Origin of the sequence: Streptomyces sp. R41 (assembly GCF_041053055.1) — a bacterium.
Lineage (GTDB): Bacteria > Actinomycetota > Actinomycetes > Streptomycetales > Streptomycetaceae > Streptomyces.
Genome location: NZ_CP163443.1, coordinates 2,356,494 through 2,369,811, shown reverse-complemented (window position 1 = coordinate 2,369,811; position 13,318 = coordinate 2,356,494). Strand labels below are relative to the sequence as shown.

Genomic DNA, 13,318 nt, shown 5'->3' with positions numbered 1-13,318 from the left:
CCAGTTCCGTCCCCGCACCCACCGGAGTGTGCACGCATGAACACGGCACCTTCCGCAGCATCCGCTCACCCTCGGTCCGCCACTTCCCCCGCTGTACGCAACCGACGCAAGGTGGCCACCGCGGCCGCGCTCGCCTCGGCCGTCGAGTGGTACGACTACTTCGTCTTCGGTATCGCCGCCGCCCTGGTGCTCGGCGACCTCTACTTCCCGGCGGGCAGTTCGTCCGCGGGAGTCCTCGCCTCCTTCGCGACCTTCGCCGTCGGCTTCCTGGCCCGTCCGCTCGGCGGAGTCATCGCGGGGCAGCTCGGCGACAAGCACGGCCGCAAACCCATGCTGGTGCTCGCCCTGACCCTGATGGGCCTGGCCACCACCGGCATAGGCCTGCTCCCCACGTACGACACCATCGGCATCGCCGCCCCGATCCTGCTCGTCGCCCTGCGCGTCGTGCAGGGCATCGCCGTCGGCGCGCAATGGGGCGGCGCCATGCTGCTCGCCACCGAGTACGCCCCCGAGGGCAAGCGGGGCGTGTACGGCAGCTTCGTCCAACTCGGCGTTCCCATCGGCGTGGTGACGGCCAACACCGTCTTCCTCGTCGCCGGGGCGACCACCAGTGAGAGCGCGTTCGCGGCGTGGGGCTGGCGACTGCCCTTCCTGGTCGGCCTGCTCGTGCTCGGGCTCGCCTGGTACATCCACACCCGCGTCGAGGAAACGCCCGAATTCCGGGCGGCGGAGGCGGCGTTGGCGGCCGAGGAGAAGGGATCCCGGAGCTCTCCGCTGCGCACGATCCTGCGCGGGCACCTCGGCACGGTGTTCCTCGCGGGCGGCTCCTTCGCCGTGAACACCGCGACCTTCTACATCCTCATCACGGGCGTCCTCGACTACACCACCCGCGAACTCGACATGAAACGCAGCGCGGTGCTCACCGTCTCGCTCTGCGTCAGCCTCACCCAGCTGGTGCTGATCCCCGCGTCCGCCGCGCTCTCCGACCGCATCGGGCGCATCAGGATCTACGCGCTCGGGGCGGCCGGCATCGCGCTGTGGGCCGTGCCGATGTTCCTGCTCATCGACACCGGTTCGCTGGTGTGGCTGGCCGTCGGCACATTCGTCGCCAGTTGCTTCCTCAGCATCATGTACGGGCCTCAAGCCGCCCTGTTCGCCGAGCTGTTCACGCCCGAGATGCGGTACACGGGCGCCTCGCTCGGCTACCAGATCGCGGCCGTGTTCGGCGGCGGACTCGCCCCCTTCGTGATGGTGCTGCTCCTCGAGGCGACCGGCACGTCGATGGCCGTGTCCGCGTACATCATCGGGCTCGCGGTGATCGCCCTCGTCTCGATCAGGATCCTCGCGGGCCGGGCGGCGCAGGAGCACTGACGCAGGGGAAGGGAACCTGGAATCAGGCTTGTTCCCGCTCGGGCTCGGGCTCGGGCCGCGGCTGCGGAGTGCGCTCCGGAGCCGTGGCCCTCCCGGCGCGCGGACGGGAACGGGACACCGCCACACCCGCCAGGCACAGCGCACCGCCCGCCAGGGTGAGCAGCCCCGGGACCTCGTCGAGGAACAGCCAGGACATCAGCACCACGAGGGCGGGCACCGCGTACGTGGTCGCGCCCATGCGGCTCGCGGTCGTACGGGCGAGGGCGTACGCCCAGGTCGTGAAGGCCAGAGCGGTCGGGAAGACGCCCAGGTAGACCATATTGAGCGTGGCCGAAGCCGGCGCGTCGGCCGCGTCCTGGACGAGCTGCCCGGCGAAGGGCAAGCACGCGACCGCTCCCACCAGGCAGCCGAACGTCGTGACCTGGAGCGCGCTCGCCCGGCCGAGCGCCGGCTTCTGCGCGACGACACCGGCCGCGTAGCCCATGGCGGCGAGCAGACACAGGACGACCCCGAGGACCGAGGAACCGCCCTCGCCGGACATCGACAGCCCCACGGCGACCGCACCGGCGAACGACACCGCCATGCCCGCCAGCAGCCGCGGCGGCATCGCGTCACCGAGCAGTCGGGAGCCGAGCAGGGCGATCAGGATCGGACCGATGTTCACCACCAGTGCCGCCGTGCCGGCGTCCACCTGCTGCTCGCCCCAGTTGAGGACGACCATGTAGAAGCCGAACCACAGCAGCCCGGATATGGCGATCCCGCGCCAGGCCGCGCGCGGAGGCCAACCCTCCCTGCGCACGAGGCAGACGGCCCCGAGCGCGACGGCTCCCGCCAGCAGCCGCCCCAGCGCCAGCGCGCCCGGCGAGTACGCGGCGCCCGCGCTCCGGATCGACACGAAGGCCGAGGCCCACAGCACGACGGTGACGGTCGCCGCGCCGGCGGCGAGCAGTTCCGCGCGGCGGGGGTGCGGGGCTGGTCGGGTCTTGGTCATCATGCTCCTGAGGCTAGGTGGGGGTGCGGGGTGGGGGCTGGCGGATTTCGGACGCGGTGGTGCGGCGCGTAGGCACAGGTGGGGCGCCTTCACTCGTCATGAGACGCATGAGTAAGGGGTTTTCGCCTGATCAGTGGAGCGTCGTCGGCTCGATCCCGAGGAGCTCCGCGAAGGCGCGTTCGCCTTCGGAGGTCACCTTGACCGCCCGTTCCGACCCGATGCGTACGCACCAGTGCGCGTCCAGGGCGTGACGGCACAGCGCCGCGCCGGCGGTGCCCGCGAGGTGGGGGCGACGCTCGGTCCAGTCGAGGCAGGCGCGGGTGAGGGGGCGGCGGCCGGTGCGGTCGAGGCTGATGCCCGCGGTGTCGAACCACCGCAATCCGGCGTCCGTGAGCGCGAACCCCGTGTCCTGGCGGAGCAGTCCGCGCCCGGTCAGGGCGTCGGTGAGGGCGATGCCGAGCCGTCCGGCGAGGTGGTCGTAACAGGTGCGACCGCGGGCCATCGCCGAGCCCGCGCTGGACTCCCGCAGGGTGCGGGGGCGTTCGGCCGCATGTGGTCTCACGTGGGCGGCGAGATCCTCGACGAGTTGGGCGACGCGGGCGTCGGCCAGCCGTACGTAGCGGTGGCGGCCCTGTCGTTCCTCGGTGAGGAGGCCGCCGGTCACGAGCTTGCCGAGGTGCTCGCTGGCGGTGGAAGGCGCGACTCCGGCGTACCGCGCCAGTTCACCCGCCGTCCACGCTCGCCCGTCGAGCAGCGCCAGCAGAAACCCGGCCCGCGTCTCGTCCGCCATCAGCCCGGCCAACGCCGCGAGCCCTGGGCCTACCGGATCCTTCGGCCTCGTCATGCTCCCCAGCATGCGACATGAACGCTTCGGTGGCGACCGAAAGGTCGTGGGGGTGGAGCCCACGAGTGACGGGAACGGGTAGGGGCAGCGGAGGCGAAAAACCCTCAGTCCCCCCGAGTCACCCGCTCGTACTGCAGCGTCAGCCCGTCCAGCAGCGCGCTGAGCCCCGTCTCGAACGCCCGCTCGTCGATCTTCTCCTGCTGCTCGGCAAGGAGATGGGCCTGTCCGAGGTGGGGATAGTCGGCCGGATCGTACGCGGTCGCGTCGTCGACGAAGCCGCCGGCGAACGAGCCGAGCGCGGACCCCATGATGAAGTACCGCATCAGCGCCCCGATCGACGTGGCCTGAGCCGCCGGCCACCCCGCATCGACCATCGCCCCGAACACCGCGTCGGCAAGGCGCAGCCCGGCGGGTCGGCGGCCGGGCCCGCGGGCGAGGACCGGGACGATGTTCGGGTGGTCGCGCAGCGCCGCCCGGTAGGAGACGGCCCAGTCGTGCAGGGCCGTACGCCACTCACGGCCGTCCTCGAACATCGACAGATCGACCTGAGCGCTCACCGAGTCCGCGACCGCCTCCAGGATCTGGTCCTTGGTGCGGAAGTGGTTGTAGAGGGACGGCCCGCTCACCCCCAGCTCGGCCGCGAGCCTGCGCGTCGAGACGGCCGCCAGGCCCTCGGCGTCCACCAGGGCCCGTGCCGTCTGGACGATGCGGTCGGTGCTGAGGAGGGGCTTGCGCGGTCGGGCCATGGCGCACATAGTAGGGCTGCATACAGAAACTAGCAGTGCTAATTTAAATGTACGGTTTTCAATGGACGGCTTTCGAAGGCCGCTGTCCGTCTATCTGTGGGGTGACTCGGCATGAACCTGGAGCTCAGCGAGGAGCAGACCGCCGTCCGGCAACTCGCCAAGGACTTCGTGGACCGCGAGATCGCCCCCCACGTCATCGAGTGGGACCGCGCCGAAGAGGTCGACCGGTCCATCGTGAAGAAGCTCGGCGAGGTCGGGTTCCTCGGGCTCACCATCGACGAGGAGTACGGCGGCAGCGGCGGCGACCACCTCGCGTACTGCCTCGTCACGGAGGAACTGGGCCGCGGTGACTCCTCGGTGCGCGGAATCGTCTCCGTCTCGCTGGGCCTGGTCGCCAAGTCGATCGCGTACTGGGGGAGCGAAGAGCAGAAGCGGCGGTGGCTGCCGGGGCTGACCTCCGGTGAGTACACCGGCTGCTTCGGGCTCACCGAACCCGGCACCGGCTCGGACGCGGGCAATCTGTCGACGAAGGCCGTGCGCGACGGCGACGACTACGTCATCAACGGCACCAAGATGTTCATCACGAACGGCACCTGGGCCGACGTCGTGCTGCTCTTCGCCCGGTCCACGGACGCGCCCGGCCACCAGGGCGTCTCCGCCTTCCTCGTACCGACCGACACGCCCGGTCTGACCCGCCGCACCATCCACGGCAAGCTCGGTCTGCGCGGTCAGGCCACCGCCGAGCTGGTCCTCCAGGACGTGCGCGTGCCCGCCAGCACCATGATGGCGCCCGAGGGCAAGGGGTTCACCGTCGCCATGTCCGCGCTCGCCAAGGGGCGGATGTCCGTGGCCGCGGGCTGCGTCGGGATCGCCCAGGCGGCACTGGACGCGGCGGTGACGTACGCGACCGAGCGCGAGCAGTTCGGAAAGACCATCGCCCATCACCAGCTCGTGCAGGAACTGCTCAGTGACATAGCCGTCGACGTGGACGCGGCTCGCCTGCTGACCTGGCGGGTCGCCGATCTCATCGACCGCGGGCTGCCGTTCGCCACCGAGTCCTCGAAGGCCAAGCTCTTCGCCTCCGAGGCCGCCGTCCGCGCCGCGAACAACGCCCTCCAGGTCTTCGGCGGCTACGGCTACATCGACGAATACCCGGCGGGGAAGCTGCTGCGCGACGCCCGCGTGATGACCCTCTACGAGGGCACGAGCCAGATCCAGAAACTGGTCATCGGGCGGGCGCTGACGGGAGTCTCGGCCTTCTGAGCCTAGCAATCGGAACAGCGCTCTCGATGTTCTGAGTACGTGGGCTGAGTATCCGAGCGGATGTGGTGGCGGCCGCATCGTCCGACCCTGGTCCGCATGAACATGAATGGGACACCGGTCAAGCAGCAGTCGACCGCGGCCTTCTACGGCCAGGCGGTCGCCTCGTTCTCCGTCGCCATCGTCGCGACCGCCGTCGGCATCTTCAAACTGGAGGCCGACGCCTGGGTGCGCTCCTTCCTGGGCGTCGCCGTCCTCTATCTGGTGACCTCGTCCTTCACGCTGGCCAAGGTGATCCGGGACCGCCAGGAGGCGGTGCGCTGAGCGGGGACACTAAGCGCTCGCTCAGGTTCGGGGGTATGGTGTTCACCCTGGCAGTGGAGAAGGGGCGGACAGCGATGAGTACGGCGGAGGAGACGGCCGGCGCGGAGATGCAGCCGTGGGCCGAGGTCACCCCGGACGCGGCCCGACGGCTGCTCGTCGCCGCCGTGGAGGCCTTCGCCGAGCGCGGGTACCACGCGACGACGACCCGGGACATCGCGGGCCGCGCGGGCATGAGCCCGGCCGCGCTCTACATCCACTACAAGACCAAGGAAGAGCTGCTCCACCGCATCAGCAGGATCGGCCACGAGAAGGCCCTCGACATCCTGCGGACGGCCGCCCAGGGCGAGGGCGGCGCGACCGAGCGCCTGGCCGACGCCGTGAGCTCCTTCGTGCGCTGGCACGCGGGGGGTCGCACCACCGCACGGGTCGTGCAGTACGAACTGGACTCGCTCGGCCCGGACGCCCGCGCCGAGATCATCGCCCTGCGCCGCCAGGTCGACGCCGAGGTGCGCGGCATCATCGAGGAGGGCGTGGCCGCCGGCGACTTCGACGTCCCGGACATCCCCGGCACCACGCTCGCCATCCTCTCCCTGTGCATCGACGTGGCCCGCTGGTTCAACGTCAACGGCCCCCGGACCCCGGACGAGGTCGGCGCGCTCTATGCCGACCTCGTCCTGCGGATGGTCGGGGCCAAGGAGTGACCGCGCCCCGGTAGGGGCGCGGGGAACTGCGCGCCCAGCCACAGGCGACCCGCGGAAAACGGACGGCCCGAGGCTTTCGTCGGCGCACTCAGAAGTAGTTCGGTGCACTCAGAAGTAGTACCGAGACACCGACTCGGCCACGCACACCGGCTTGTCCCCACCTTCGCGCTCCACGGTCACCGCGGCCGTGACCTGGACGCCACCCCCGGCCTCGGTGACCTCCGTGAGGACCGCGGTCGCGCGCAGGCGGGACCCCACCGGCACCGGGGCGGGGAACCGCACCTTGTTCGAGCCGTAGTTGACGCCCATCTTCATGCCCTCGACGCGCATCACCTGCGGCACCAGCGCGGGCAGCAGCGACAGCGTGAGGTAGCCGTGCGCGATGGTCGTACCGAATGGGCCCGCGGCCGCCTTCTCGGGGTCCACGTGGATCCACTGGTGGTCGCCTGTTGCGTCCGCGAACAGGTCGATCCGCTTCTGGTCGATCTCCAGCCAGTCACTGTGACCCAACTGTTCGCCCACCGCCGCCTTCAGTTCGTCGGCGGACGTGAAGATCCTCGGCTCTGCCATGTCCCTGGCCTCCCGCGTCGCAATGTCTAAGCGACTGCTTAGCATGGTCGGGTGAGGGCCTCCTGTCAACGCACCGCGGGGGTGCCGAGGTGGGTTAGGTTCGAGGGGTGCCCCAGATTCCCGAGAAGATCCATGAACTCACGGTCGGCCAGCTGTCGGCCCGCAGCGGCGCCGCCGTCTCCGCCCTGCATTTCTACGAGTCAAAGGGCCTGATCAGCAGCCGCCGCACCACGGGAAACCAGCGCCGCTACCACCGGGACGCGCTGCGCCGCGTCGCCTTCGTGCGCGCCGCGCAACGCGTCGGCATCCCGCTCGCCACCATCCGCGAGGCCCTCGCCGAACTTCCGGAGGAGCGCACTCCGACGCGGGAGGACTGGGCCCGGCTCTCGGAGGCCTGGCGCTCCGAACTCGACGAGCGGATCACACAGCTGAGCCGACTGCGGGACCACCTCACGGACTGCATCGGATGCGGCTGTCTGTCACTGGAGAACTGCGTGCTCTCCAACCCGGACGACGTCTTCGGCGAGCGCCGGACCGGCTCCCGGCTCATGGTGGAACGCGACGGCGCGCAGCGGAAACCACAGAAGCGGCAGCGGGAGCCCGAGGACTGCCGCTGACCGCGACCGCATGGGCGGGAGCAGCCACCTCAGGATCGCCCACGTGCCTCCTAGGAGGTCCGCACGGTGACACGGTGACGGCGCGCGTACGGAACCCCGAAGGCTCCGTACGCCCGCCCCCTACTCGTACTCGGTGCCGCCCTTCCGCGTCAGATACGCCGGGCTGACCGCCTTCGCTATCGCCCGGCCGCCCGTCACCGGGCTGTACCGCTCGGTGGCAGGGCGGATCACGACGCCCTCACGCAGATGCAGCTCGCGCCCGGACACGGTCTCCCGGCCCGAGGCGACCTCCAGGACGCGCTCGATGTCGTACGGGCCCTCGTACAGCCGTGGCACCAGCGGGAGTTCGCCGTCCAGCAGTGCCGCCGCGTCCAGCCAGCGGACCTCGCCGTCGATCTCCGCGGACACGTCGAACACGACGTAACCGATCGTCTCGCGGCGTCCGTCGGCGCCGTACGACAGGTCCTGTACGCCCGCCCCGTAGACCTCGCCGAAGATTCCGACCCGGCGCGCGCCCAGCCGTCCGGCGAGCCGGGCCGCGGCGTCCGCGACCCCATGGCCGTGGACGGCGCGCCAGTACAGATTGCGCGGATCCTCCTTGAGCGCCAGGGACTTGGCGCCGAAGCCCTTCGACGAGACGTGCACGCGGCCCTCGTCGGCGACGTATGTCAGCAGGCAGGCCGAACCGTGCAGCTTCTCGGTGAGGACGACGGGCTCGCCAGGGGTGAAGATGTCCGGATACCGCTGAATGTTCTCGATGTCGACCCAGGGCAGCAGATCGGGCGCGGACTCGACCTCGCCGTTCATTGTGGGCGGGATCGGCGGCACCCACTTGACGATGCCGAGCGCCTCGGCGAAGTCCGTTCCGTCCTCGGCGGCCTTCGCCAGGTCGACGTCCGCCAGTGCCTTCGGGCGGCAGACGATTCCCTGCGACAGCTCACCGCGCAGCCGTACGGCCCTGACCCGGTCCGCCTTGCTTCCCGCCAGCCGCCCGGTCAGCCCCAGCTCCTCGATCAGGTCGGCCGGGAGCACGGACTGCTCCGGGATGTAGAGAGCGCGCTCGCCGGTGCGGTAAGCGCCCTTGGCGACGACGGCTCGATACAGGCCCACCTGGGCCAATTCGAGCGCGTCGGCGTTCGGATGCTCATGGATGCTCAGCACTTCGGCGGTGACGCGCAGCGTCGACATGTCGGGACTCCTCGGGTTCCTCAGCCGGGTTTCATCGCCCCCAACTGTCCGGAGGGGAAAGCACTGGAGCGAGCGGATTTGCGGCTGGTAGCGTCGGGCCGCCCGCGCCGAAGTCCGCGAGCTCGCCTACGACAGGCGCTGGGCAGCCTCGTACTGAACCAACCCCTCCGCCACCAACTGACCGTTGGACATCGCCCGCTCCCCGTCCGGCAGGACCAAGGTGTCCTCCAGGCCGATCCGGGTGGCGAGCCCCAGCCGCCCCGCGAGGCGCAGCACCGGCCAGGTGCCGCCCTCCAGGCCGTGCAGCAGGACAGGGCGGGCGTGGTGTGTGCCGAGGCCGGCGAGGAGGGCTCGGGCCGACTCCTGGGCCGTCTGAGGGGTGGTGTCCATGACCTCGGCCAGCACTCGCAGCACCCGGGGCGCGAGCGGCGACGCCGCGAAGCGTGCGGCGCCCTCCGTGCCGGACCAGATGCCCGCCTCCACGCCGATGCCGCGGTCGAGGAGCGCCGCCGCCACCTCCTCGGCGCCCGGCTCATGCCAGTTGACCGAGGCGTGGTCGGGCAGGACGGTCCAGGAACGCACGCGCTCCACGCGGGCCGCGGGATCCGGCTCGGCCCACGCGCCGGTGGTCACGCCGACGGGGACGCTCACCCGCGCCCGTATCGCTTCGAGCGTCGCCGCGACCGCCTTCGGCGACAATGTGTCCTGTCCACAGGGGGATTTGGGATGGACATGGATGTCCGACGCTCCGGCCGAGACGGCCTCGGCCGCTGACTGGGCCATCGCTTCGGGCGACATCGGCACGACCGCGCCGTCCGCCGACCCGCGGGCTCCGTTCACACAGACCTGCACCATGCTCTCGATAGTGCCAGTCACGACTGACACCGCCGGTGTGTGCAGCGCCCTGACAGGGGCGCGGGGAACTGCGCGCCCAGCCACGAACCACCCGCGGCGGACGGCTCACCCGCAGTTCCCGTACCCAACCGATCGACCAAGCGGAGCGCTCACGCCGATACGAGGAGGCGCCCGCGCCTGGCCTCCGCCAGCGCCTCGGGCGTCAGAACGGGGCGCGGCACCACGATTCCGCAACTCGTGCACACCGGGCCCGACGACGGTTCGTGGGCCAGGTCGTACTTCCATGAGAGGCGCTCCCCGGCGCACACCGGGCAGACCGCGCCCGGCTCGCGCTCCAGCGCGGCGATCAGCCGGCGCAGCACCTCGGTCAGTGGTCCATGGGGGTGGATCCTCGGGTCGTCGCACCACGCGACCCCGAAGCCGCCCCAGGTCAGCCGGTGCCAGTCGTCCACACTGCCCGGGCTGCGCAGCCCGTCGTGCTTCTCCTTCTTGCGACGCTGAGCGAACTCGGCCTCGTAGGTGAGCCAGACGGAGCGGGCCTCCTCCAACTCGTCCAGTGCGGCCACGAGCCGCGCTGGATCGGGGGACCGGTCCTCGGGACCGAACCCGGCCCGGGAGCACAGATGGTCCCAGGTCGCCCGATGCCCGTAAGGGGCGAACTTCTCAAGGCACTTGCGCAGTGAGTAGCGCCGCAGTGCCAGGTCGCACCTCGGATCTCGCACCTGTCTCGCCAGACTCCGGAAACCCGCCATCGCCCTGCACCTCCGTCACACCTGCACCTGAACTTCGGTCACTTCGGCGTCGTCGTCGTACGGACGTCGCCGAATAGACGTATCGACAAGCGATTCGGCTCCATCCATTTTTCGATGACCGCCATAAGCCACCCGCCGAGCTGCCCCCGGCCTACCTCCCGCCGCTGTCAGCCGCCTGTCGACGGCGCTGTCCGGACGTGATGAATCCCAAAAACTGACGCATGTTCATCTTCAATCTCGGGGATACCGGCGGTAACGTCCGGCCCACCCCCGTCGGGAGGAGCTGCCATGCCACGGCGCACCCCACGCACCACGCTCGACAGACTGAGAACTCCCCGCAGATTCCCCAAGTTCCTCAAGGCCGCATCCGTATGCGTGCTCATTGCCGGTCTTTTGTCGCCGCTTTCCCAGGCCGCGGCCGCCGAGACCTCGGCAGCACCGTCGGCGGCTGCCGCGAACGACTACTGCGGCGGCCAGTGTTCCGACATCCTCCCGCCCGGCGAGAACGGCAACGCGACCCTCGCCCAGATCCTCCTCAACCAGGCCTTCGGCACCCAGCCCGACCACGCCGAGGACCAGCTCGCCCCCTACGGCAACCTGGCCTCGGGCCACTCCACGCTCACCGACGCCAAGATCAACGACTTCTTCAACGACGCGTCCTTCGGAGTCGCTTCGGACCAGGTCGCCTCGACCACCAAGCCGCGCAGCGACGTGACGATCGTCCGCGACAAGAAGACGGGCGTTCCGCACATCACCGGCACGACCCGCTACGGCACCGAGTACGGCGCCGGGTACGCCGCCGCCCAGGACCGACTGTGGCTGATGGACGTCTTCCGGCACGTCGGACGCGGCCAGCTGACCACCTTCGCCGGCGGCGCGGCGTCCAACCAGGGCCTTGAGCAGGAGTTCTGGCGCAACGCTCCCTACACCGAGGCCGATCTGCAGGCCCAGATCGACAACGCCATCGCCGGCAACGGCGCGCGCGGTCAGCAGGCCCTCGCCGACGCAGACGCCTACATCGACGGCATCAACGCCTATATCGACGCCTCCGACAGCGGTCGCTACTTCCCCGGCGAGTACGTCCTGACCGGCCACAAGGACTCCATCACCAACGCCGGCACCATCGACCACTTCAAGCTCACCGATCTGGTCGCGCTGGCCTCCGTCATCGGCGCGCTCTTCGGCTCAGGAGGAGGCGGCGAGGTCAACAACGCCATCTCGCTCCTCGCCGCCCAATCCAAGTACGGCGTGACCGAAGGCACCAAGATCTGGGAGTCCTTCCGTGAGCGCAACGACCCCGAAGCGGTCCTGACCGTCCACAACGGCGAGAGCTTCCCGTACGCCTCGAAGCCCGGCTCCCCGCAGGGCGAGGCCCTGCCCGACGCCGGTTCGGTGACCCAGGAGCAGTTGGTCTACGACCGCACCGGCAGCGCGGCCACCGCCAGTGCCACCAGCGCCTCGACCACGGCGGCCAAGACCTCCCTCGGCTCGGCAAAGCGTGGCATGTCCAACGCCCTCGTGGTGAGCGGCAAGTACACCGCCGGCGGCCACCCGATCGCCGTCTTCGGCCCGCAGACCGGCTACTTCGCGCCACAGCTGCTCATGCTTCAGGAGATCCAGGGCCCGGGCATCAGCGCCCGCGGCGCCTCCTTCGCGGGCCTGGGCATGTACGTCGAACTCGGCCGCGGCCAGGACTACTCCTGGAGCGCGACGACCTCCGGCCAGGACATCATCGACACCTACGCCGTCGAGCTGTGCCAGGACGACTACCACTACCTGTACCACGGCACCTGCACGGCCATGGACAAGGTCGAGCGGACCAACTCGTGGAAGCCGACCGTCGCCGACGGCACTGCCGCGGGCTCGTACCGTATGCAGGTCTACCGGACCAAGTACGGCCCGGTGGAGTACCGCGCGACGGTCGGCGGCAAGAAGGTCGCGTACACCACCTTGCGCTCCTCCTTCATGCACGAGGCCGACTCGATCATCGGCTTCCAGATGCTCAATGACCCGGACTACGTCAAGAGCCCGGCGACCTTCCAGAGCGCGGTGCAGCACATCAACTACACCTTCAACTGGTTCTACGCCGACTCCTCGCACACCGCGTACTACAACAGCGGCGACAACCCGGTGCGCGCCACCGGTGTCGACGCCGAGTTCCCCATGTGGGCGCAGGCGGCCTACGAATGGAAAAACTGGAACCCGACGACGAACACCGCCGACTACACGCCGGCGTCCGCCCACCCCAACTCCATCGACCAGGACTACTACATCTCCTGGAACAACAAGCAGGCCAAGGACTACACGACAGCCTCCTGGGGTGACGGCTCGGTCCACCGCGGCAACCTGCTTGAAGACCGGGTGAAGAAGCTGGTCGCGGCCGGCGGTGTCACACGGTCCGCGCTGGTGAAGGCCATGGCCGACGCCGCCCTGGCCGACCTGCGGGCCGAGGACGTGCTGCCGGACCTGCTGAAGGTCATCAACAGCTCGACGGTCACGGACTCGACGGCCGCGGCGGCCGTCGGCAAGCTGTCCGCGTGGGTGACGGCGGGTGCCAAGCGCACGGAGACCTCGTCCGGTTCGCACACCTATGCCAACGCCGACGCGATCCGCATCCTGGACGCCTGGTGGCCGCTGCTGGTGAAGGCGGAGTTCCAGCCGGGGCTCGGCAGCGACCTGTACACCGCGTTCGGCAACAACCTCCCCATCGACGAGTCGCCGTCGGCGGCGCACGGCCCGACCGGCTCGCACGCCGGAAGCTCCTTCCAGTACGGCTGGTGGAGTTATGTCGACAAGGACATCCGGGCGGTGCTCGGGGAGTCGGTGCAGGGCGGTCTGACGCAGAAGTACTGCGGCGGCGGCAGCCTCAGTGCCTGCCGGGACACCCTGATCAGCACGCTGAAGGAGGCGGCCGGCCAGACCGCGTCCGACGTCTATCCCGGCGACGACCAGTGCTCGGCGGGCGACCAGTGGTGCGCCGACTCGATCGTCCAGCGGACGCTCGGCGGCATCAAGCACGGAAAGATCAGCTGGCAGAACCGGCCAACCTATCAGCAGGTGGTGGAGTACACGTCACACCGGTGACGGTGCCTACGGGTG

The 13,318-nt window shown here is 70.0% G+C and carries 12 protein-coding genes and 1 pseudogene; 6 read left to right on the top strand and 7 right to left on the bottom strand.

Annotation, left to right across the window (positions count from 1 at the left end):
- The first annotated feature begins 36 nt into the window (after positions 1–36).
- On the top strand, positions 37–1,371 hold the full coding sequence (locus AB5J53_RS11160) for an MFS transporter (RefSeq protein WP_369245469.1): 1,335 nt from the start codon (positions 37–39) through the stop codon (positions 1,369–1,371).
- Positions 1,372–1,393: 22 nt separating this feature from the next.
- On the opposite strand, the gene AB5J53_RS11155 is transcribed toward AB5J53_RS11160, so the two are convergent.
- The 3 genes from AB5J53_RS11155 to AB5J53_RS11145 form a co-directional block, all read right to left on the bottom strand.
- Complete coding sequence (locus tag AB5J53_RS11155) at positions 1,394–2,365, bottom strand: DMT family transporter (protein WP_369245468.1); 972 nt, start codon at positions 2,363–2,365, stop codon at positions 1,394–1,396.
- Between the two features lie 127 nt (positions 2,366–2,492).
- Positions 2,493–3,218 carry an ArsR/SmtB family transcription factor gene (locus AB5J53_RS11150; protein WP_369245467.1) on the bottom strand — a complete coding sequence of 242 codons (726 nt, stop codon included), beginning with the start codon at positions 3,216–3,218 and terminating at the stop codon, positions 2,493–2,495.
- 92 nt (positions 3,219–3,310) lie between these two features.
- Entirely contained in the window at positions 3,311–3,952 is a 642-nt protein-coding gene (locus AB5J53_RS11145; RefSeq protein ID WP_369245466.1) for a TetR/AcrR family transcriptional regulator, read from the bottom strand.
- Between the two features lie 111 nt (positions 3,953–4,063).
- On the opposite strand from AB5J53_RS11145, the gene AB5J53_RS11140 reads away from it, so the two are divergent.
- From AB5J53_RS11140 to AB5J53_RS11130, 3 genes and pseudogenes are all read left to right on the top strand, one after another.
- Entirely contained in the window at positions 4,064–5,215 is a 1,152-nt protein-coding gene (locus tag AB5J53_RS11140; RefSeq protein WP_369245465.1) for an acyl-CoA dehydrogenase family protein, read from the top strand.
- Positions 5,216–5,317: 102 nt separating this feature from the next.
- A pseudogene (locus tag AB5J53_RS11135) lies at positions 5,318–5,524 on the top strand (YiaA/YiaB family inner membrane protein); the annotation flags it as partial.
- Between the two features lie 86 nt (positions 5,525–5,610).
- Positions 5,611–6,237, top strand: a complete 627-nt coding sequence (locus AB5J53_RS11130) for a TetR/AcrR family transcriptional regulator (RefSeq protein ID WP_369245464.1) — start codon at positions 5,611–5,613, stop codon at positions 6,235–6,237.
- Positions 6,238–6,345: 108 nt separating this feature from the next.
- On the opposite strand, the gene AB5J53_RS11125 is transcribed toward AB5J53_RS11130, so the two are convergent.
- Positions 6,346–6,807: a MaoC family dehydratase gene (locus tag AB5J53_RS11125; protein WP_369245463.1), complete on the bottom strand. Its 462-nt coding sequence runs from the start codon at positions 6,805–6,807 to the stop codon at positions 6,346–6,348.
- A 107-nt stretch (positions 6,808–6,914) separates the two neighbouring features.
- On the opposite strand from AB5J53_RS11125, the gene soxR reads away from it, so the two are divergent.
- On the top strand, positions 6,915–7,424 hold the full coding sequence (soxR, locus tag AB5J53_RS11120; RefSeq protein WP_369245462.1) for a redox-sensitive transcriptional activator SoxR: 510 nt from the start codon (positions 6,915–6,917) through the stop codon (positions 7,422–7,424).
- Positions 7,425–7,544: 120 nt separating this feature from the next.
- Here soxR and AB5J53_RS11115 read toward each other — a convergent pair whose 3' ends face one another.
- The 3 genes from AB5J53_RS11115 to AB5J53_RS11105 form a co-directional block, all read right to left on the bottom strand.
- Positions 7,545–8,612 (bottom strand): RNA ligase (ATP), encoded by a 1,068-nt coding sequence (locus AB5J53_RS11115; protein ID WP_369245461.1) that lies wholly within the window; start codon positions 8,610–8,612, stop codon positions 7,545–7,547.
- A 126-nt stretch (positions 8,613–8,738) separates the two neighbouring features.
- Entirely contained in the window at positions 8,739–9,467 is a 729-nt protein-coding gene (locus AB5J53_RS11110; protein WP_369252165.1) for a 3-keto-5-aminohexanoate cleavage protein, read from the bottom strand.
- 149 nt (positions 9,468–9,616) lie between these two features.
- Complete coding sequence (locus AB5J53_RS11105) at positions 9,617–10,219, bottom strand: hypothetical protein (protein WP_369245460.1); 603 nt, start codon at positions 10,217–10,219, stop codon at positions 9,617–9,619.
- A gap of 288 nt (positions 10,220–10,507) precedes the next feature.
- Here AB5J53_RS11105 and AB5J53_RS11100 point away from each other — a divergent pair, with 288 nt between their 5' ends.
- The gene (locus AB5J53_RS11100; RefSeq protein ID WP_369245459.1) at positions 10,508–13,303 is read left to right on the top strand and encodes a penicillin acylase family protein; all 2,796 of its coding nucleotides are present in this window, start codon (positions 10,508–10,510) and stop codon (positions 13,301–13,303) included.
- Positions 13,304–13,318: the final 15 nt, after the last annotated feature.

What these genes read in the sequence shown, in the direction of transcription:
- AB5J53_RS11160 (WP_369245469.1), top strand. Translation starts at nt 37, where the DNA reads ATGAACACGGCACCTTCCGCAGCATCCGCTCACCCTCGGTCCGCCACT.
- AB5J53_RS11155 (WP_369245468.1), bottom strand. Translation starts at nt 2,365, where the DNA reads ATGATGACCAAGACCCGACCAGCCCCGCACCCCCGCCGCGCGGAACTG.
- AB5J53_RS11150 (WP_369245467.1), bottom strand. Translation starts at nt 3,218, where the DNA reads ATGCTGGGGAGCATGACGAGGCCGAAGGATCCGGTAGGCCCAGGGCTC.
- AB5J53_RS11145 (WP_369245466.1), bottom strand. Translation starts at nt 3,952, where the DNA reads ATGGCCCGACCGCGCAAGCCCCTCCTCAGCACCGACCGCATCGTCCAG.
- AB5J53_RS11140 (WP_369245465.1), top strand. Translation starts at nt 4,064, where the DNA reads ATGAACCTGGAGCTCAGCGAGGAGCAGACCGCCGTCCGGCAACTCGCC.
- AB5J53_RS11130 (WP_369245464.1), top strand. Translation starts at nt 5,611, where the DNA reads ATGAGTACGGCGGAGGAGACGGCCGGCGCGGAGATGCAGCCGTGGGCC.
- AB5J53_RS11125 (WP_369245463.1), bottom strand. Translation starts at nt 6,807, where the DNA reads ATGGCAGAGCCGAGGATCTTCACGTCCGCCGACGAACTGAAGGCGGCG.
- AB5J53_RS11115 (WP_369245461.1), bottom strand. Translation starts at nt 8,612, where the DNA reads ATGTCGACGCTGCGCGTCACCGCCGAAGTGCTGAGCATCCATGAGCAT.
- AB5J53_RS11110 (WP_369252165.1), bottom strand. Translation starts at nt 9,467, where the DNA reads ATGGTGCAGGTCTGTGTGAACGGAGCCCGCGGGTCGGCGGACGGCGCG.
- AB5J53_RS11105 (WP_369245460.1), bottom strand. Translation starts at nt 10,219, where the DNA reads ATGGCGGGTTTCCGGAGTCTGGCGAGACAGGTGCGAGATCCGAGGTGC.
- AB5J53_RS11100 (WP_369245459.1), top strand. Translation starts at nt 10,508, where the DNA reads ATGCCACGGCGCACCCCACGCACCACGCTCGACAGACTGAGAACTCCC.